Consider the following 18,810-nt stretch of genomic DNA (forward strand, 5'->3'; position numbering starts at 1 on the left):
CGGGGCCCGCCCGAACCCGCCGTGGTGGTTCCTGCTGCCGGCCATGCTGCTCTTCGCGTTCGTGGTGCTGGTGCCGAGCGCCCGCGGCGTCTGGTACGCCGTCACCGACTGGGACGGCCTGGACCCCAACTTCTCGTTCGTCGGGCTCGACAACTTCGTCGAGATGACCCGCGATCCCGACGCGAAGGCCGCGATCTGGCACACGCTGCTGATCGCCGTGGCCATCACGGTCGTCCAGAACGGGATCGGGCTGCTGCTGGCGCTGGGCGTCAACTCCGCCATCAAATCGCGCAACGTGCTGCGGGTGTTCCTGTTCGCGCCGGCGGTGATCACGCCGATCGTCACCGCGTACCTGTGGCGGAACCTGCTCGGCCCGGACGGGGCGGTGAACAGCCTGATCGGTGCGATCGGGCCGGAGTCGTGGAAGCAGGACTGGCTCGGCGACCCGCAACTGGCGTTGTGGTCGATCGTCGCCGTGATCGTGTGGCAGTTCGCCGGCTACTCGATGGTCATCTTCCTGGCCGGCCTGCAGTCGATCCCGCGCGAGGTGTACGAGGCCGCGGCGATCGACGGTGCCGGTCCGACAAGGCTCTTCTGGTCGGTGACGCGGCCACTGCTCGCGCCCGCGTTCACGATCAACCTGATGCTGTCGATCATCGGCGGCATCAAGCTGTTCGACCAGGTGTACGCGCTCACCGGCGGCGGCCCGGGACACGCGACCGACACGCTGTCGACGCTGATCTACAAGGACGCGTTCACGCTCGGCGAGTTCGGGTACAGCATCGCGCTCGCGGTGGTCCTCACGATCATCGTCGCGGTGGTGTCGTCGGGGCAGTACCTGGTGCTGGCGCGCGGCGAACGGCGGGTGTCATGAACCGCTACCGCTGGCGCACCTTCGGGCTGGAACTGGTGATGGTCGCCGTCGCGGCGGTCATCGGGTTCCCGGTGTACGTCCTGGTGAACCTCGCCGTGCGGGCGCCGTCGGACACGTCGTCACCGATCCGGCCCACGACGTCGCCGACATTTGAGAATTTCACCCAGGCCTGGGAGCAGGGCGCGCTCGGCGGCGCGCTCGTCAACAGCACCCTGGTGACCGTCGGCAGCGTGTTCGTCGTGCTCGTCGTCTCCTCGCTCGCGGCCTATCCGCTGGCCCGGGTGACCGCGCGGTGGTCGCGCGGCATGTTCCTGCTCATCATGCTGGGCCTGATCCTGCCGTTCCAGCTCGCCGCGCTGCCGCTGTACCAGACGATGCGCGACCTCGGCCTGCTCGGCACCCCGTACGCGCTGATCCTGTTCTACTCCGGGCTGCAGGTGCCGTTCACCACGTTCCTGTACACGGGTTTCCTGCGCGCTTTGCCGCGCGACTTCGAGGACGCCGCCCTCATCGACGGCTGCACCCCGTTGCAGGCGTTCCGGTACGTCGTCGTGCCGATGCTCAAACCCGTCACGGTCACCGCGCTGGTGCTCAACACCGTCGCGGTGTGGAACGACTTCTTCACCCCGCTGCTGTACCTCAGCGGCAGCGCGCAGCAGACGGTTCCCGTCGCGCTGGCCGGGTTCGTCGGCCAGTACGTGTCGGAGTGGAACCTCATCTTCGCTGCCCTCGTCATCAGCATCATCCCGGTGCTGGCCGTCTACTTCGCGCTCCAACGCAGCATCATCAACGGCTTCGCCGGAGGGCTGCGCGGATGACCCACCCACCACCCACCCCGCGGGAGACACCATGAAGAAATCCGTCCTGCCGTTACTGCTCGCGGCCGCCAGCCTCATGGCCGCCTGCAGCGGCGGCACCAACGCCGGCTCCGATTCGGACGACAAGACCCTGACCCTCGCGTCGGTCGACCAGGGCTCGATCGAAGACGTCGTCAAGGCGTTCGAGGCGGCCAACCCGGGCGTCAAGGTCAACTTCACGACGAGCGGCGCCGACCAGTACCAGCAACAGATCCGCACCCAGCTGTCGTCCGGCACGGCGCCCGACGTCATGTCGGTGTGGCCGGGCAACGGCAATCCCGGCGCGACCTACGTGGTGGCCAAGCCGGGATACCTGCTCGACCTCTCCGACCAGCCGTGGGCGGGCCGGTACCCGGCGGCGGTGAAGAGCGTCGCGCAGTACGACGGGAAGACCTACAACGCGGTCTTCGGGCTCAACGGGATCGGCGCGGTCTACAACCAGGAGGCCATGACCAAGGCCGGCCTCACCCCGCCGGCGACGTACACCGACCTGCTGACGTTCTGCCGCAACGCCGCCGCGAAGGGAACACCGGCGTTCGCGTTGGGGCTGCAGGACAACTGGGTGACCCAGATCGTCCTCTACGCCCTCGTCGCCACCACCGTCTACGCCGACGACAAGGACTTCGACAAGAAGATGCAGGCCGGCCAGGCCACGTTCGCCAACTCCGCGTGGAAGACCGCGATGGCCAAGTACCTCGAGATGGACCGCACCGGCTGCTTCCAGAAGAACCCGCTCGGCACCAGTTACGAGGCGAGCCAGGACCTGGCCGCCACCGGGAAGACGCTCGGAATCGTGCAGGGCAACTGGATCGTCGCCCTGTTGAAGAAGAAGAACCCGGCCGGCACCTTCACCCTCAAGGCGCTGCCGGCGATCGACGACCCGGCACGGGTCATCATGCCGGCCGCCGCCGGCGCCGGCTACGGCGTCAACGCCAAGGCGAAGAACAAGGCCCTGGCGCTGAAGTTCATCACCTACATCATGTCGCCGGCGGGCATGAGCCTGTTCAACCAGAAGCAGGGCAGCCTGCCGTCCCTGCCCGACAGCGGTTCCACGGTGGACCCGGCCCTCGCCGAGGTGTCGACGTTCATCACCGGCAACCGCACGGTGCCCTTCATGGACCAGTTGTGGCCCAACGCGAAGGTGCAGCAGACCATGCTCTCGGGTCTGCAGGAGATCTTCAGTGGACAGTCCACCCCGGACAAGGTCCTCGCCGCGATGGACGCCGACTACAAGGCCGGAGCGTGACCCGATGCGCCTGCTCGCGGCACTGGGACTGTCGCTGACGTTGATCGTGACCGCACCACCATCGCCCGCGTCCGCCGGATCGCGACCGGACGTCGAGGTCGTCGACCTCAGCGTCGACGGCCGCACCGACGTACCGCCGGGCATCGACAACACCACCCCGGTTCTGGGCTGGCAGATCGTACAGACCGGGTGCGGATCGCGGCCGGTGTGTCCGGGCGACCGGCAGACGGCGTACCAGATCCGGGTGACGGATCGGACGACCGGCCGGCACCTGTGGGACACCGGCCGGGTCGCCTCGTCGGCGCAGGCCGGCATCCGGTACGCCGGAAAGGCGCTGGCCTCCCGCCAGCGGGTGGCGTGGCAGGTGCGGGTCTGGGACGCCGGCCGCCGCGTCTCCGACTGGAGCCGGCCGTCGTCGTGGGAGATGGGCCTGCTGCGCCCGGAGGACTGGGGTGACGCGCGCTGGATCGAGTACCCCGGACGCGCGGAGAGCCAGCCGATGCCGGTCTTCGCGCGTCAGTTCACTGTGGACAGACGCGTCCGCGGCGCCCGCCTGTACCTGTCCGGCGTGGGGTTGCACGCGCCGACGGTCAACGGGCGGGTCCTGACGGACGAGGTCCTCGCACCGGGCAACTCGAACTACCAGTTGTCCAGCGAGTACCGCACGTACGACGTCACCGACGTCCTGCGGCGCGGCGCGAACACCGTCGGCGTGCGGCTGGGCAACGGGCCGGCGTACGTGCGGCGCAGCGTCACGAACCCGGCGGTCGGGCGTACGGCGCCGTACTCGTGGTGGCAGAGCCAGCTCAAGGGCGCCGGTGTGCTGGCCGCCGACACCCCGCCGGGCGCCACCGTCGTGACGCTCGACACCGTCGCCAACTACCACGTGGGCGGAACCATCAACGTCGACACCGGCGGTGGCGGCGACAACCTGGAGTCCCGGGTCATCACCGCGATCGGCGCCACCGACATCACGGTCACGCCCGCGCTGTCCAAGCCGCACCCGGCGGGCGCGTCGGTCACCGCGTCCGGAAACAACATCGCCGCGAGCGACCCCAGCGCGGGCGCGGCGGTGACGCCGCGGCTGATCGCCCGGCTGGAGATCGCCTACGCCGACGGGCGGAGCGAGGTCGTCGTCTCCGACCGCCGGTGGCGCACGGCCCTCGGCGCGCTGGTGACCGACGCCTGGTACTCCGGCGCCGACCACGACGCCCGCCGCGAACAACCCGGCTGGGACCGGCCGGACGCGGACCTGTCGGCGACGGCGAAACGCCGCGACGGCACCGCCACCGGGTGGATCGACGCCGGCATCGCGCCGGCACCGAACCTCGCGACGAGGCTGGTCGCCCGCACGGCCGAACCGGTGAAGGTCGTCGAGACGTTCACCCCCGTCTCGGTGACCAACCCGGTGCCGGGCACGTGGGTGTTCGACTTCGGGCAGAACATCGTCGGCTGGCCGCGGTTGCGCCTGCGCGGCGGGGTTCCGGCCGGCACGGTCGTGCGCATGTCGCCGGCGGAGTCCCTCGCTCCCGACGGGACCGTGGATCAGGCGTCGTTGATGGGTGGTGGCGGCGGCCGCGGCCGCGACCTGTTCAACACGTACACGACCGCGGGGACGCCCGGCGGGGAGACGTGGCACCCGGAGTTCAACTACTTCGGCATGCAGTGGGTCCAGGTGACCGGCCTGCCCGCGGGCTACGTGCCGACGGCGGAGACGATCACCGGGCTGCGGCTGCAGGCGGCCACGCCGGTGGCGGGGGAGGTGACGACGTCGAACGCGCGGGTGAACCGGATCCACACGATGGCCCGGTACTCCTTCGCCGGCAACGTCATGTCGGTGTTCACCGACTGCCCCGGCCGGGAGAAGCTGTCGTACCCGGCCGACTACACGATGCCGATGGGCGCGATCCACCGCAACCACCAACTGGACGCGTACCTGCGCACCACGATGCGGCACCTGGTCGAGGGACAGTCCATTGCGGACACTCCGATGGCCGGCAACGTCGCGCTGAAGACACCCGTCTACGACTGGGGCTACGCGGGCCGGTTCGGCGACGAGATCAACTGGGGCAACGCGATCATCCTGGTGCCGTCGATGCTCTACGAGTTGTACGGCGACACCGGCACGATGACCCGGTACTACGACAACATGGTCAGGTTCGCCGACTACATCGAGCGGCAGAAGGCCGTCGGACACATCGTCGACGCGGCACTGGCCGACTGGGTCGCCGCCGACCAGACCTCGGGCCGGATCACCGGCACGTGGGGCTACTACGTGATGACCACCAGGCTCGCCACGATGGCGGCGCTGACCGGTCACGACGCCGACGCGGCCAGGTACACGGCGCGGGCGGCCGACATCCGGGCGGCGTTCAACGCGGCCTTCTACAACACGACCCTGCGCCGCTACACCACCGACGGGAACGCCGGCACCACCGGCGCCACCCAGACCGCGCAGGCGCTCGCCCTCGACGCCGGCCTCGTGCCCGACGGCGAACGCGGCGCCGTGCTCGACGCCCTGGTCGAACTCGTATACGCCTTCCACCCCAACGGAACCGGCCCGCACTTCAGCGGCGGCACCATCGGCATGGCGCCGACGGTGCGGGCGCTGGCGGCCGGCGGCCGCGACGACGTCCTCTGGGACCTTCTGCAGCAGGACGACCAGCCCAGCTACGGGTTCTTCCTGCAGCCGACCACCGCCAACCCCGGCGGCATGACGACCGTCGGCGAACGGTGGAACCGCGGCGACTCGAAGAACCACATGATCCTCGCCCAGATCGAGGAGTGGTTCCACAGTGGACTCGCGGGCATCCGCGCGGCCTCCGTCGCCTACCGGCAGCTGGTCATCCAACCCACGGTCGTCGGCGACCTCACCCACGTGACGGGCAGTTACCGGACCCCGCAGGGCACCGCCCGCTCCGAATGGACCCGGAGCAGCACGGGGTTCCGGCTCACCGTCACCGTTCCGACGAACACCACCGCCGAGGTCCGGGTGCCGACGCTCGGCGGCCGACCCGGCCCCACCCCGACCCGGGCCGACTTCGTCCACGTAGACGGCGGCCACGCCGTCTACCGGGTCCCGTCCGGCACGTACACGTTCACCACGTCGACGCGCTGACGCGGGTCACCGGTCCCGGCGGAACCACGCGAGGATACGGGCGAGCAGCCGGGGCCGGCTCCGCGGGGCCGGCCCCGGCGACGGTCCGGCCGGGCGCTGTTCCGGTGGCGACGCGTCGTCGTCGGGGTCGTCCTGGATGACGCGGCTCTTCATCCAGCCACCGTCGCCGGTCCGGGCGACCGGCGGAAGCCGGCAGGCCGGTGCCCGGCCGGTACGGGTTTCTGGCGGCGTACACCAGAAACCCGTACTCCCGGCGACCGGTGGGCCGGCTTCCCCGAACGGCGTCCGTCGGCGACCGTCGATGCATGGAACGCCGCTGGAATGTGATCCGTTCGCCCGCCGCGCGTCGAGTGGCGCAGGTGGCGGTGTCGGTCGCCCTGGTCGGCGTCATCATCTGGTTCGTCTTCCGGCAGTTCGCCAACCTCTCCGAGGTGACGGCCGTGATCCGCGACCTGACGCCGGCAGAGATCGCGATCCTGCTCCTGGCCGCCGCCTGGAACCTGCTCACGTACTGGTTCGTCGTGGTGGTCGCGACGCCGGGACTGCGGCTGCCGCAGGCGGCGGTGCTCACCCAGTCGACCACGGCGGTGTCGAACGCGGTGCCCGCCGGCGGAGCGGTCGCGGTCGGCCTCACCTACACGATGCTGTCCTCGTGGGGCTTCTCCCGGTCGCGCGGCACGCTGTTCGTGGTCGTCACCGGCATCTGGAACAACTTCATCAAGCTCGGCATGCCGGTGCTGGCATTGGCGATCGTCGTGCTGCAGGGCCGTCCCGGCGGCGGCCGGACGACGGCGGCGACGATCGGCCTGGTCGCGCTGATCGCGGCGGTCGCCGTCTTCGCGCTGATCCTGCGCAGCGAGACGTTCGCCGCGCGGGCCGGGATCACCGCCGGACGGTGGGCGTCGGCGCTGCTGCGGCTGGCCCGCCGCGGCCCGGTGCACGGGTGGGACCTCGCGGTGACGAAGTGGCGCGGCCGGGTGATCGGTCTGGTGCGGCACCGGTGGCACGCGCTGACGGTGAGCACACTGGTCAGCCACCTCTCGCTGTACCTGGTGCTGCTCGTGGCGCTGCGCGTGACCGGGGTGACCGACCGGCAGGTCGGCTGGGCCGAGGTCCTCGTGGTGTTCGCCTTCGCCCGCCTGGTGACCGCGATCCCGATCACGCCCGGCGGGGTCGGCGTGGTGGAACTGGCGCTGATCACCGGGCTCACCCGGGCCGGCGGTGACGACGCCGCCGTGGTGGCCGCGGTCCTCCTGCACCGACTGCTGACGTTCGTGCTGCCGATCGCCATCGGCGGCCTCACGTACCTGTACTGGCGGCGCAAGCGCTCCTGGCTCGACTCCGCCCCACCTTTGTCGGACTCGGGAACGGTGGTGGAGACGTGACGCGGCCCGCGCCGACGCGCAAGAGTCCACGCCGCCGCCCGTCCGGCGAGGCGCCGCCGTTGCCGCACCAGCTCAACGCGTCGGGCTGGGGCTGGCTGCTGGTGGCCGCCGCGATCATCGTCTACTGGCTCGTGGTCGCCGTGTGGCCGCGCGCGGCGCTGTGGCTCGTCGTGCTCGACCACCGGGTGCTGGAGTGGCTGAGCGCGGTGCGCACGCCCTGGCTGACGACCGCGATGAAGGTGGCGGGCCAGCCCGCGACCTCGCACGTGCTGCTGGTGACGTGGTGGGTCGCGCTGGTGATTCTGCTGGTGTGGCGGCGGTGGCGGCACCTGTTCGTCTGGATCGGCGCGGTGCTCGCGGTCACCACGGTCACCGAGGTCGCGGCGGGCCTGATCCAACGTCCGCGCCCGGTGGGGGTGGAGATCCTGGGGGACTGGGAGGGCTTCGCCATGCCGTCGCGGCCGATGGCCGTGCTGGCGGCGGTGGGCGTCAACGTGTTGTACGCGCTGGTTCCCGCCGGCCGCGCGCGGGAGTGGGGAAAGCTCGTCGTCGGCGCGGTCGTCGCCGTGACCGCCCTGTCCCGGCTGTACCTCGCCCAGGACGCGCCGACCGACGTCCTGAACGGGGTGGTGTTCGGGGTCGCGATCCCGCTGGCCGCGTTCCGGTTGTTCACACCGACGTCGGTGTACCCGGTCTCCTACCGGCGCGGCCGCACCGCGCACCTCGACCTGACCGGCCGCCGGCTGCAGGCGATCGAGCGGGCGCTGAACGACCAGCTCGGGGTGATCCCGGTGGAGATCAAGCCGGTCGGGCTGGCCGGTTCCGGCGGCTCCACGCCGATGCGGGTCACCGTGAAGGGCGAGCCGGAGACGTACCTGTTCGCGAAGCTGTACGCCGTCAATCACATGCGTTCCGACCGCTGGTACAAGCTCGGCCGCACGCTGATGTACGGGCGGCTGGAGGACGAGAAGGCGTTCAACACCGTCCGGCGACTGGTGCAGTACGAGGACTACATGCTCCGCGTCATGCGCGACGGCGGCCTGCCCGTGCCCCACCCGTACGGCATCGTCGAGATCACCCCGGAACGGGAGTACCTTCTCGTCACCGAGATGCTCGACGGCGCCACGGAGATCGGTGAGTCCGATGTGGACGATGCGATCATCGACCAGGGACTGGACATCGTCCGGCAGCTGTGGGAGGCCGGCCTCGCCCACCGCGACATCAAACCGGCCAACCTCATGGTGCGCGACGGCACGCTGCACGTCATCGACTCGGCGTTCGGGCAGGTACGGCCCAGCCCGTGGCGGCAGGCCGTCGACCTCGGCAACATGATGCTTGTCCTCGCCCTGCGCACCGACGCCGAACGCGTCTACGAGCGGGCCACCGCCAAGTTCACGGTGGACGAGATCGTCGAGGCGTTCGCCGCCACCCGCGGCCTCACCATGCCGTCGCAGCTCCGGGCGATGATGCGGGCCCGGCACAAGGACCTGCACGCCGAGTTCTGCGCGCTGCTCCCGCGCCAGCCGCAGCCGATCCGCATCCAACGCTGGAGCATGCAGCGGATCGCGCTGACCGTCTGGGCCCTGTTCGTGGGGCTGATCACCGCCATCGTCGTCATCGAGCTATTGGACAGTCCGTTGTGAACACACGTCTCGCACTGATCACGGCGCTGCTGCTGCTCGCGACGGGCGGCTGCGGCGACGTCTACATCGGACCCGACGGGCCCGATCCGGCCACCCGTCCACTGCGGTGCCAGCAGCCACCGGACGAGCCCAGCGGCATGCAGGTGCTGCTGGCCCAGTCGGTGCCCACCGCGTCGGCGGTCCCGTGCCTGAACGACGACGTCACCGACTGGCTCATGACCGTCTTCGAGGTGGTGAACGGCAAGGCCCGCATCGAGTTCACCCACCGCTACGGCCGCGACGACGACACCGCCACCCTCGACTTCGCCGCCGACTGCGACCTCGGCGCCGCCCGCGAGGTCTCCAGCCGGTTCGACGGCATGCGCCGCTACGACCGGCCGGGAACCAGCGCCACCCGCTACACCGACCGGATCTACTACGTCTCGCCGGGCGCCTGCACGTCGCTGCGGTTCGACCTGTCCGGCGCCGGCGCCGACCTGCGCGGCGCGGAGATCTCCGGCGTTCTCGGCTTCGTCCCGCGCGCCACGCTGGACCGCCAGATCAAGGCGGCCAGCGACGGCCACCTGCATCTCGACCCTTGAGCCCGGCACCCGCGACAAGGAGAAACCGTTGAAGGGTCAGCGATTCCTGGCCGCCGTGCTGCTGTCCGCGGCGCTGCCGCTGCCGGCACCGGCGTCCGCCGCCACCGGGGGAACCGGCTTGGCGTGGGGCGACTGCCCGCCGTCGCGGGTGGGCGCGGAGCCCGACCCGCGCATGCGCTGCGCCACCGTGCGGGTGCCGCTGGACTACCGCGCACCGCGCGGGCGGAGCATCGGCGTCGTCGTCTCGTCGATCCGCACCGCGAAACCGGGCCTGCGTCGCGGTGTCCTCGTGCTGAACCCCGGCGGACCCGGTGACATCAGCCTGGAGCTGCCCTCGATGTACGCACCGCTGATGTCGCCGGAGATCCTCGACCGGTACGACCTCATCGGCTTCGACCCGCGCGGCGTCGGGTCCAGCGCACCCATCAGCTGCCACATCCCCACCGACATCCCGCCCGACGTGTTCGACTATCCGGACCCCGACGGATCCATCGACCGCACCGCCGCGGCGGTGCGCGCGGCCGCCGCCGGATGCGCCGTCCACGTCGGCGACGTGCTGCCGCACATCAGCACCGCCAACACCGCGCGGGACCTGGACCGCATCCGCGGGGCCCTGGGGGAGCGGCGGATCTCCTACCTCGGCTACTCCTACGGCACCTATCTCGGCACGGTCTACCGGGCCAGGTACCCGGACCGGGCCGACCGGTTCGTGCTCGACAGCGCCATCGACCCCGCCCGGTACGGGTACGCGCAGAAGCTGCTGCTCGGACCCGCCGTGGAACTGCGGCTGCCCGACTTCACCGGCTGGGCGGCGGCGCGTGACGCCACCTACGGCCTCGGCGCCACGGCCGCTGCGGTCCGGGCGACGTTCGACGCCCTCGCCGCACGTTTCGACGTCACCCCGGTCACCCTGCCGGACGGCACCGTGGTCAACGGCAACGTGCTCCGCGGGTACACCCACTTCCAGCTCTACCGCGACAGCAACTTCCCCACCCTGGCGGCGACGTGGCAGTACCTGGCGGGCACCGCCGGCGCGGGGCCGGCTGCGCCTCGCCTCGCCGCGCCGCCGGCTCAGCCACACCTCGCCGCCTGGCCGGAGGTGCCGGCCGACAACCAGAGTTCGATCATGGCCGCGATCGGCTGCAACGACGTCGCCTGGCCCCGCGACGTCGACGTCTACCGCCGCAACGTGGCGGTAGACCGTCGGTTGTTCCCGGCGACCGCCGGGCAACCGGCCAACGTCGGCGTCTGCGCGTTCTGGCCGTACCCGCCGCCGGAGCCGCCCGTGCGGGTGACCCCGGGCGGTCGCCGCAACGTGCTCATCGTGCAGAACCTGCGCGACCCGGCGACGCCGTGGATCGGCGCGCTCGGCCTGCTGCGGGCACTCGGTTCCGCCGCCGCGATGGTCAGCATCGACCAGGGCGGCCACGGCGCCTACCTGATCACCGACTCGCGGTGCGGCAACGACACCGTCACGGCGTTCCTGGCGCACGGCGTCCTGCCCGCGACGCCGCGGTACTGCCCCGGCCAACCGCTGCCCGCATAGTGGAGAGTGCTTCTTCCCGGCGGTACCGTGTGCAGGACGCTGGGAGAGTCATGATCGCCGATGGGTACGCATCGCTGAGCCGGGCGACGGCCGGGTCGATCGCGGTCTGCACGCTCTTCGCCGTCTTCGGTTCGGTGTGGCTCGCGTTCACCAGCGGGCGCGTCGACGCGCCGTGGGGGCCGGCGCTGCTGTTCGCCTGGATGATCTCGATCTATGTCCTCTGTGGACTGCTCGCGTGGTGGCGACGACCGGGCAGCCGGCTGGGCATGCTGATGGTCGCGGCCGGGTTCGGCATGGCGCTGACCACCCTCGGCCGCGCCGACAACGTGGTCGTCCACTCCGTGGGGCAGGTCCTGGACCTGCTGCCGTTGGTCCTGTTCCTGCACGTCTTCCTGGCGTTTCCGGACGGGCGGCTCACCGGTCGCCTCGACCGCGTCCTCGTGGCGACGGGGTATGTGGTGACGATCGTCGGTCAGGTGGCGGTCATGGCGTTGGGGTCGTTCGGGTCCGACAACGCGTTCGCGGTCGTCGACCTGCCCGCGGTCGGCGACGCGGTGCACGCGGGGATCCTCGTCGTCCTCAGCGGGTCGGCGCTGGCGGGTCTCGTGGTGATCGTGCGGCGTCGGCTGGCCGGCGGCCGGCCGCGGCGCCGCACCGCGACGCTGATCCTGGACGTGTTCGCGCTCGGCCTGATCATGATCGCGGCCCTGCTGTTGATGGGGTTGGCCCCGGGACCGGGGTTCCCGGTCGTGCAGCAGCTCAGCCTGCTGGTGCTCGGCCTGGCACCGGTGGCGTTCCTGATCGGGGTGCTCGACGCCCATCTCGGCCGGGTGGGTGGGGCGGAGCTGTTCGTGCGACTGCGGGACGACCCCACCGATCTGCGGGCGGCACTCGCCCGCGCGCTGCGCGACCCGTCGCTGTCGCTGGTGTACTGGCTTCCGCAGTACGCGTCCTGGGCCGACGAGGCCGGCCGCCCGGTGACGCTCCCGAACGGCGACGGCGCCGATGACGGGGGCCGGGCCGCGACCGTCATCGAGCGCGACGGCAAACCGGTCGCGGCGCTCGTGCACGACCCGTCCCTCTCCGACGAGCGCGACCTGCTCGACGCGGTCAGCGCGGGAGCGGCCATCGCGCTGGAGAACGGCCGGTTGCGGTCGGACCTGCACGCCCGGTTGGAGGAGCTGCGCGGCTCCCGCGCCCGCGTGCTGGAGGCCGGCCAGCGGGAACGGCAGCGCCTCGAACGCGACCTCCACGACGGGGCGCAGCAGCGGCTCATCGCGTTGTCGCTCGACCTCGGTGTGCTGGAGCGGCAGCTCGGATCCGATCCCGCCGCGCGGGCCGCGCTGACCCAGGCGAAACGCGAGATCGCGCTGTCGCTGGACGAGCTGCGCGACGTCGCCCGCGGTCTGCACCCGGCCGTGCTCAGCGGCCACGGGTTGGCCGTGGCCCTGGAGTCGTTGGCCGCGCGGGCGGCCGTCCCGGTGCGGCTGACGGTGCGGCTCGACGGCCGCCTCGCCGAGACGGTCGAGGTCGCCGCGTACTACGTGGTCTGCGAGAGTCTCGCCAACATCGGCAAGCACGCACAGGCCACCCGGTGCTCGGTCGACGTCGACCGCGGCGACGGGCGGCTGGTGGTGGAGGTCGTCGACGACGGCGTCGGCGGCGCCGACACCGAACGCGGCACGGGTCTCCGCGGCCTGGCCGACCGGGTGGAGGCGCTCGGCGGCCAACTGCGGGTGTGGACGCCGCGCGGCCGGGGCACCCGGGTCCGCGCCGAGATCCCTTGTGACGTCGAGGAGAAGCCGTGATGCGGGTGGCGATCGCCGAGGACAGTGTGCTGCTCCGCGAGGGGCTGGCCCGACTGCTGACCGACGGCGGGTTCCAGGTGATCGCCCGGTGCGAGAGCGCCGACGAACTGCGCCGCGAAATGGCGGTCGAGCTCCCCGACGTCGCGATCCTGGACATCCGGCTGCCACCGACCCATCAGGACGAGGGGCTGCGGGCCGCCGTCGAGATCCGGCAGCGCCATCCGTCGGTGGCGGTGCTGGTCCTCTCGCAGTACCTGGAGCTGGGGCTGGCGATGAAGCTGCTGGCCGACTCCGCCGACGGCGTCGGCTATCTGCTCAAGGACCGCATCAGCGACGTCGACGAGTTCCTCACGGCGGTGCGCCGGGTGGCGCGCGGCGGTTCGGCCATCGACCCGTCGATCGTGTCGACGCTGCTGTCGAAGCGACGCGTCGACGACCCGCTCGGCCGCCTCACCCCGCGCGAGCGGCAGGTGCTCGAACTGATGGCCAGCGGCCACTCCAACCAGGGCATCGCCGACCGGCTCGTCATCACGCTGCGGGCGGTGGAGAAGTACGTGTCGACCGTCTTCGACAAACTGGGCATCCCGACGGCCAGCAGCCAGTCCCGGCGGGTCCTCGCCGTCCTCTTGTATCTGCGGTCCTGAATCCGGTCACGTTTGCCCGGTGCGGCGCGTCATGCAGATGACGTGACCTGAGGAGACGTGATGACCCTGCTGCGGTCCATTCTGGTGCTGGTGCACCTCGTCGGTTTCGCGATGCTGCTCGGCGGCTTCCTCGCGCAGTTCGTCGCGGGCCGCTACGAGCTCAGCGTGATCATGCGGATCGGGCTCGGCGCCGCGATCGGCAGCGGCCTGCTGCTGGCGATCCCGTTCCCCGACGACATCGAACTGAACCACGCCAAACTCGCGGTGAAGCTGGGCATCGCCGTGCTGATCGCCGCCCTGTTCGGCGTCTACTCGGTGACGACCCGCCGCGGCGGCGCCGGCAACCGGACGCAGTTCGCCGCGATCGGCGTGCTCGCGTTCACCAACGCCGCGGTCGCCGCGCTCTGGACCTAGACTCCAGCCACACCCGCGGTCGACCCTTCGTCGATCGCCGCGGCGGAGGACGACGTGGGCGGCGTGCGGGTCCGCGGTCGCCAAGATCGCCGTTTCAGGAAGAAACCCGCAGTAGGACTTCAGGTTTGTTCCTCGGACGGTGATCTTGAGCGGCCGACCTGACGACGTCAGTCACTCCGGCAGAGCCGCCGCGGGAACGGGCGCACCCGGTTGCAGTATCAGAGCGCGCCGAGGATGTGCTGGATGCCGACCACGGCGGCGCCGCGGGCCCAGTCGTTGAAGCTCAGCGGGGCGGTGGTGATGTCGAGGGCGCACCGCTGAGACTCGCCGGGGCCCGGGCGGAGCCGGTCGGCGACAGCGGTGTTCATGGTGTCGGAGTTGGCGATCGCGGCCACGTCCTCGCCGGCGAGCACGATGCGGGTGGTCTGCAGGGCGCCGGCGAACGTCGCGGCGAGGTGGCCCAGTGCCCGGCCCGCGTCGTCGAGCGCGCGGGCGGCGGCCCGGTCGCCGGCGGCGCGCGCGTCGAGCAGCGTGGTGAAGGTGACCGGCCGGGAGAGCCGGTGTTCGAGGTCTTCGCGGTTCAGGTAGGCGGCCACGCACCCGGCATGACCGATGCCGCACCGCGGGCCGCGGCCGTCGAGCGGCGCGTGGGCCAGCAGGTGGCCGTTGTCGATGAGTTCCTCGACGACGACGCCCTCGCGCACCACGCCGAAGCCGATGCCGGCGCCGATGGTGATCAGACCGAACGTCGCGTGGGTGCGGCCGGCCCCGAACCACAGTTCCTCGCGGGCGAGCGCGGTGACGTCGTTGGTGACGACCACGGGCAGTCCGGTGCGCCGCCGCAGCGGTGCGGCGAAGTCGGTGTCGTGCCAGCCGAGGAACGTGCCCTCCCGCACGATCGTCCGGTCGGTGACGATGCCGCCGACGGACACGGCGATCCCGTCGAGCGACGGCACCTTGCGGGCGAGCTTGCCGGCGAGTTGCGCGACGGTCTTCGCGGCCGCGGCGACCGGGACCGCGCCGTCGCTGTCGCGCGCCGGTAACGCGGCCCGCGCGGTCGCCCGGATCTCGCCGAACATGTCGCAGACGACGCCGTAGGCGGTGTCACCGGTGAGCTTGCAGCCGACGACGTGCCGGGCGCCGGACACCGCCGACAGGATCTGACGGGGCCGGCCGACGCCCGGTTCCGGTTCGAGGTCCTCGGCGATGATGCCGCCACCGAGCAGGGACCGGGCCAACCGCGACATCGACGCGTACGACAGTTGGAGATGGTCGCCGAGCACGGCGCGCGTCGCCGGCCCGTGAACCAGGAGGTACCGGGTGACGGCCAGTTCCGCGGCGGACAGGACCACGCGACAAGACTACGCAGCGCCTTGTCTTACCGGTTCCCTCGGGTTATTTTCAATCTGCTTGAAAATAAGTGACCTTAGGGGGAACCATGGTCACCGCTACCGAGCGCGCCAAGGTGTTGCCCGTGCCCCCGGCACACCGGTCCCGCAAACCCAAGGACGACACCCGCCTCGCGATCGCGTTCATCCTGCCCGCCCTGGTCGGCTTCCTCGTCTTCATGGTGTGGCCGACGCTGCGCGGCATCTACCTGAGCTTCACGAAGTTCAACCTGTTGACCCCGCCGGAGTTCACCGGGCTCGACAACTACGTCCGCATGGTGCAGGACCCGGTGTTCTGGAACGCGTTGAAGGTGACGCTGTACTACGTCGTCATCAACATCGGCCTGCAGACCGCGCTGGCGCTCGTGATCGCGGTGATGATGCAGCGGCTGACGAAGCGCACCTGGCTGCGCGGCATCGTGCTCACGCCGTACCTTGTGTCGAACGTGGTGGCGGCGATGGTGTTCCTGTGGATCCTCGACTACCAGCTCGGCATCGGCAACAACGTCATCGCGGCGCTCGGCTTCGACCGGATCCCGTTCCTGTCCTCGGATACGTGGGTCATCCCGACGATCGCCGTCATCAACGTGTGGCGGCACGTCGGATACACCGCGCTGCTCATCTTCGCCGGCCTGCAGACGATTCCGGAGACCGTCTACGAGGCGGGCCGCATCGACGGCGCCAGCGAGGTGCGGATGTTCCGTAGCATCACGGTCCCGTTGCTGCGCCCCATTCTGGCGTTGGTGCTCATCATCACGGTGGTCGGGTCGTTCCAGGTGTTCGACACCGTCGCGATCGCCACGCGCGGCGGGCCGGTCGACTCGTCGCGGGTGCTGCAGTACTACATCTACGACGTCGCGTTCGGGCGCTTCCAGTTCGGCTACGCCTCGGCGATGTCGGTGGCGCTGCTGCTCGTGCTCGTCGTCATCACGTTCGTCCAGTACCGGGTCGCCCGGGCCGACACGTCCGATCTGGACTGAGGAGGCGACATGAAGAACCTCAATATCGGACGCGCGTTGGCGTGGGCCTTCATGATCGCCGTGATCCTCGCGAGCCTGTTCCCGTTCTACTGGGTGCTGCGCACCGCGTTGTCGAGCAACAACGCAATCTACGCCAACTCCGACAGCCTCCTGCCCGTGCAGCCCTCGATGGGTGGATTCGAGCGGGTGTTCGGCGTGCAGACCGGGCAGGAGGCGATCGACGCCGGCGGCGCCGGACAGCCCATCAACTTCTGGCGTTACCTGTTCAATTCCATCATCGTCTCTACGCTCATCACCGTCGGGCAGGTGTTCTTTTCGGCCATGGCGGCGTACGCGTTCGCGCGGCTGAAGTGGCGGCACCGCGAGACGGTGTTCCGGTTCTTCCTCGCCGGCCTGATGATCCCGGCGATCTTCACGCTGCTGCCGAACTTCGTGCTCATCAAGCAACTCGGGCTCATCGACTCGCTGCTGGGCATCGCGTTGCCGACCATGCTCATGACACCGTTCGCCGTCTTCTTCCTCCGGCAGTTCTTCCTCGGTATCTCGCGCGAGGTCGAGGAGGCGGCGCTCGTCGACGGCTCGTCGAAGGTGCGGGTCTTCTTCACGCTCATCGTGCCGATGTCGTCGGCACCGCTGGCGACCCTGGCGATCCTCACCTACATCACCTCCTGGAACGACTACTTCTGGCCGCTGATGGTCAGCTACACCGACAGCTCGCGGGTGCTCACCGTGGCGCTGGGCGTCTTCAAGTCGCAGACCCCGCAGACCGGGCCCGACTGGGCCGGGCTGATGGCCGCCACGCTCGTCGCCGCGCTGCCGATGCTGGTGCTGTTCATGGCGTTCGCCAGACGGATCGTCAACTCCATCGGCTTCAGCGGGATCAAGTGAGGGGCGGCGGGCATGATCAAGCAGCTGACGGCCGCCGCGATCCTCGGGCTCGGCCTGCTCACCGGATGCGGTAGCGGACCGGGCGGTGAGGACGGCGCGATCGAGTACTGGCTGTGGGACTCGGCGCAGCAGCCCGGCTACCAGAAGTGCGCCGACGCGTTCGCGCAGGAGAATCCCGGCCTGCGGGTGCACATCAGCCAGGTGGGGTGGAACGACTACTGGTCCAAGCTCACCGCCGGCTTCATCGCCGACACCGCGCCCGACGTGTTCACCGACCACCTGTCGAAGTTCGCGCAGTACGTCGACCTGAAGGTGCTGCGACCGCTCGACGACCTCGGGCCCACCAGCGACATCAGCGACGGCGACTACCAGCAGGGGCTGGCGGAACTGTGGAAGGGCAAGGACGGCAAGCGGTACGGCGCGCCGAAGGACTGGGACACCATCGCCCTGTTCTACGACGCCGCCGCCCTGCGCGCCGCCGGCGTCGACCCGGCGACGTTGCGGGACCTCACCTGGAACCCGCGCGACGGCGGCACGTTCGAGAAACTGGTCGCGCACCTGACGATCGACGAGAAGGGCGTGCGCGGCGACCAACCCGGGTTCGACAGGAACCGGGTGAAGCTGCACGGCCTGGCGGCCGAGGGCTCCGGCGGCGCCGGCTGGGGGCAGACGCAGTGGTCGGCGTTCACCGGCAGCGCCGGCTGGCAGGCGACCGACCGGAACCCGTGGGGAACGACGTTCAACCTCGACCAGCGCCCGTTCCAGGAGACGCTGAGCTGGTACTTCGGGTTGGTACGCAAGGGATTCATGCCCACCTACGCCGAGATCGGCGGCGCCAACTCCGTCGGCACCGACAAGCAGATCCAGTCCGGGATCTCGGCGATGGGCCTGAGCGGTTCGTGGATGATCTCGACGTTCAGCAACCTCACCGACGGCGCCGGCAAGAAGCTCGAGATCGGCATCGCGCCGACGCCGATCGGCCCCACCGGCAAGCGCGCCTCCATGTTCAACGGCCTCGCCGACTCGGTGACGAAGTTCTCCAAGCAACCGGACAACGCGGCGAAGTGGGTCAGGTTCATGTCGGGTGAGCGGTGCCAGAACATCATCGGCGAGTCCGGCGTGGTGTTCCCGGCCCGGCCGTCCGGAACGGAACTCGCGGTCGCGTTCAACAAGACCAAGCGCAATCTCGACGTCACCCCGTTCACCGACCAGGTGAAGGACGGCACCACGTTCCTGTTCCCCGTCACGACGAACGCCGCCGACATCGTCGCGCTGATGAACCCGCGGATGGACGCCATCTACATCGGCAGCGAGCCGGTGTCGTCGCTGACCAAGCTCAACAAGCAACTGAACGAGCTGTTCAAGGTGGCCCAATGACGGTGCTGACGGGTAATGACAGTGACCCCCAGCCGCCCGCGGGCGTGTCTACGGTGGGGTG

Annotated in this window: 16 protein-coding genes; 14 read left to right on the forward strand and 2 right to left on the reverse strand. The window is 70.4% G+C overall.

Going from position 1 to position 18,810, the window contains the following annotated elements:
* Window positions 1–43: 43 nt before the first annotated feature.
* From Vau01_RS33360 to Vau01_RS33375, 4 genes are read left to right on the forward strand one after another with little or no spacing between them, the layout of a single operon-like run.
* Entirely contained in the window at window positions 44–874 is an 831-nt protein-coding gene (locus tag Vau01_RS33360; protein ID WP_239152048.1) for a carbohydrate ABC transporter permease, read from the forward strand.
* Window positions 871–1,692, forward strand: a complete 822-nt coding sequence (locus Vau01_RS33365; RefSeq protein WP_204000981.1) for a carbohydrate ABC transporter permease — start codon at window positions 871–873, stop codon at window positions 1,690–1,692. The genes Vau01_RS33360 and Vau01_RS33365 overlap by 4 nt, the downstream gene beginning before the upstream one ends.
* Window positions 1,693–1,723: 31 nt before the next feature.
* Window positions 1,724–2,977, forward strand: a complete 1,254-nt coding sequence (locus Vau01_RS33370; protein ID WP_204000983.1) for an ABC transporter substrate-binding protein — start codon at window positions 1,724–1,726, stop codon at window positions 2,975–2,977.
* A 4-nt stretch (window positions 2,978–2,981) separates the two neighbouring features.
* Window positions 2,982–6,095 (forward strand): alpha-L-rhamnosidase, encoded by a 3,114-nt coding sequence (locus tag Vau01_RS33375; protein ID WP_204000984.1) that lies wholly within the window; start codon window positions 2,982–2,984, stop codon window positions 6,093–6,095.
* Window positions 6,096–6,101: 6 nt separating this feature from the next.
* On the opposite strand, the gene Vau01_RS33380 is transcribed toward Vau01_RS33375, so the two are convergent.
* Window positions 6,102–6,248 (reverse strand): hypothetical protein, encoded by a 147-nt coding sequence (locus Vau01_RS33380; protein WP_204000986.1) that lies wholly within the window; start codon window positions 6,246–6,248, stop codon window positions 6,102–6,104.
* A gap of 152 nt (window positions 6,249–6,400) precedes the next feature.
* Between Vau01_RS33380 and Vau01_RS33385 the strand changes: the two genes are divergently transcribed.
* The 7 genes from Vau01_RS33385 to Vau01_RS33415 are packed head-to-tail and all read left to right on the forward strand — an operon-like array spanning window position 6,401 to window position 14,116.
* Window positions 6,401–7,480, forward strand: a complete 1,080-nt coding sequence (locus tag Vau01_RS33385) for a lysylphosphatidylglycerol synthase transmembrane domain-containing protein (RefSeq protein WP_204000988.1) — start codon at window positions 6,401–6,403, stop codon at window positions 7,478–7,480.
* Window positions 7,477–9,123 (forward strand): hypothetical protein, encoded by a 1,647-nt coding sequence (locus Vau01_RS33390; protein WP_204000990.1) that lies wholly within the window; start codon window positions 7,477–7,479, stop codon window positions 9,121–9,123. The genes Vau01_RS33385 and Vau01_RS33390 overlap by 4 nt, the downstream gene beginning before the upstream one ends.
* Window positions 9,120–9,704, forward strand: coding sequence for a hypothetical protein (locus Vau01_RS33395; protein ID WP_204000993.1), 585 nt, complete (start codon window positions 9,120–9,122; stop codon window positions 9,702–9,704). Before Vau01_RS33390 ends, Vau01_RS33395 begins: the two co-directional genes overlap by 4 nt.
* A 28-nt stretch (window positions 9,705–9,732) precedes the next feature.
* Entirely contained in the window at window positions 9,733–11,250 is a 1,518-nt protein-coding gene (locus Vau01_RS33400) for an alpha/beta fold hydrolase (RefSeq protein WP_204000995.1), read from the forward strand.
* A gap of 50 nt (window positions 11,251–11,300) precedes the next feature.
* The gene (locus Vau01_RS33405; RefSeq protein WP_204000997.1) at window positions 11,301–13,058 is read left to right on the forward strand and encodes a sensor histidine kinase; all 1,758 of its coding nucleotides are present in this window, start codon (window positions 11,301–11,303) and stop codon (window positions 13,056–13,058) included.
* Complete coding sequence (locus tag Vau01_RS33410; protein ID WP_204001492.1) at window positions 13,058–13,702, forward strand: response regulator transcription factor; 645 nt, start codon at window positions 13,058–13,060, stop codon at window positions 13,700–13,702. Before Vau01_RS33405 ends, Vau01_RS33410 begins: the two co-directional genes overlap by 1 nt.
* 60 nt (window positions 13,703–13,762) lie before the next feature.
* Complete coding sequence (locus Vau01_RS33415; protein WP_204000999.1) at window positions 13,763–14,116, forward strand: hypothetical protein; 354 nt, start codon at window positions 13,763–13,765, stop codon at window positions 14,114–14,116.
* A gap of 218 nt (window positions 14,117–14,334) precedes the next feature.
* Here the strand turns inward: Vau01_RS33415 and Vau01_RS33420 are convergent, their stop codons facing one another.
* Window positions 14,335–15,468, reverse strand: coding sequence for an ROK family protein (locus tag Vau01_RS33420; protein ID WP_204001001.1), 1,134 nt, complete (start codon window positions 15,466–15,468; stop codon window positions 14,335–14,337).
* A gap of 86 nt (window positions 15,469–15,554) precedes the next feature.
* Here Vau01_RS33420 and Vau01_RS33425 point away from each other — a divergent pair, with 86 nt between their 5' ends.
* From Vau01_RS33425 to Vau01_RS33435, 3 genes are read left to right on the forward strand one after another with little or no spacing between them, the layout of a single operon-like run.
* Window positions 15,555–16,484 carry a carbohydrate ABC transporter permease gene (locus Vau01_RS33425; protein ID WP_204001003.1) on the forward strand — a complete coding sequence of 310 codons (930 nt, stop codon included), beginning with the start codon at window positions 15,555–15,557 and terminating at the stop codon, window positions 16,482–16,484.
* A 9-nt stretch (window positions 16,485–16,493) separates the two neighbouring features.
* Complete coding sequence (locus Vau01_RS33430) at window positions 16,494–17,372, forward strand: carbohydrate ABC transporter permease (protein ID WP_239152049.1); 879 nt, start codon at window positions 16,494–16,496, stop codon at window positions 17,370–17,372.
* Between the two features lie 12 nt (window positions 17,373–17,384).
* On the forward strand, window positions 17,385–18,749 hold the full coding sequence (locus tag Vau01_RS33435) for an ABC transporter substrate-binding protein (protein ID WP_239152050.1): 1,365 nt from the start codon (window positions 17,385–17,387) through the stop codon (window positions 18,747–18,749).
* Window positions 18,750–18,810: the final 61 nt, after the last annotated feature.

Origin of the sequence: Virgisporangium aurantiacum, assembly GCF_016863635.1 — a bacterium.
Lineage (GTDB): Bacteria > Actinomycetota > Actinomycetes > Mycobacteriales > Micromonosporaceae > Virgisporangium > Virgisporangium aurantiacum.

What these genes read in the sequence shown, in the direction of transcription:
- Vau01_RS33375 (WP_204000984.1), top strand. Translation starts at nt 2,982, where the DNA reads ATGCGCCTGCTCGCGGCACTGGGACTGTCGCTGACGTTGATCGTGACC.
- Vau01_RS33435 (WP_239152050.1), top strand. Translation starts at nt 17,385, where the DNA reads ATGATCAAGCAGCTGACGGCCGCCGCGATCCTCGGGCTCGGCCTGCTC.
- Vau01_RS33365 (WP_204000981.1), top strand. Translation starts at nt 871, where the DNA reads ATGAACCGCTACCGCTGGCGCACCTTCGGGCTGGAACTGGTGATGGTC.
- Vau01_RS33360 (WP_239152048.1), top strand. Translation starts at nt 44, where the DNA reads ATGCTGCTCTTCGCGTTCGTGGTGCTGGTGCCGAGCGCCCGCGGCGTC.
- Vau01_RS33410 (WP_204001492.1), top strand. Translation starts at nt 13,058, where the DNA reads ATGCGGGTGGCGATCGCCGAGGACAGTGTGCTGCTCCGCGAGGGGCTG.
- Vau01_RS33430 (WP_239152049.1), top strand. Translation starts at nt 16,494, where the DNA reads ATGAAGAACCTCAATATCGGACGCGCGTTGGCGTGGGCCTTCATGATC.
- Vau01_RS33380 (WP_204000986.1), bottom strand. Translation starts at nt 6,248, where the DNA reads ATGAAGAGCCGCGTCATCCAGGACGACCCCGACGACGACGCGTCGCCA.
- Vau01_RS33405 (WP_204000997.1), top strand. Translation starts at nt 11,301, where the DNA reads ATGATCGCCGATGGGTACGCATCGCTGAGCCGGGCGACGGCCGGGTCG.
- Vau01_RS33385 (WP_204000988.1), top strand. Translation starts at nt 6,401, where the DNA reads ATGGAACGCCGCTGGAATGTGATCCGTTCGCCCGCCGCGCGTCGAGTG.
- Vau01_RS33415 (WP_204000999.1), top strand. Translation starts at nt 13,763, where the DNA reads ATGACCCTGCTGCGGTCCATTCTGGTGCTGGTGCACCTCGTCGGTTTC.
- Vau01_RS33425 (WP_204001003.1), top strand. Translation starts at nt 15,555, where the DNA reads ATGGTCACCGCTACCGAGCGCGCCAAGGTGTTGCCCGTGCCCCCGGCA.
- Vau01_RS33370 (WP_204000983.1), top strand. Translation starts at nt 1,724, where the DNA reads ATGAAGAAATCCGTCCTGCCGTTACTGCTCGCGGCCGCCAGCCTCATG.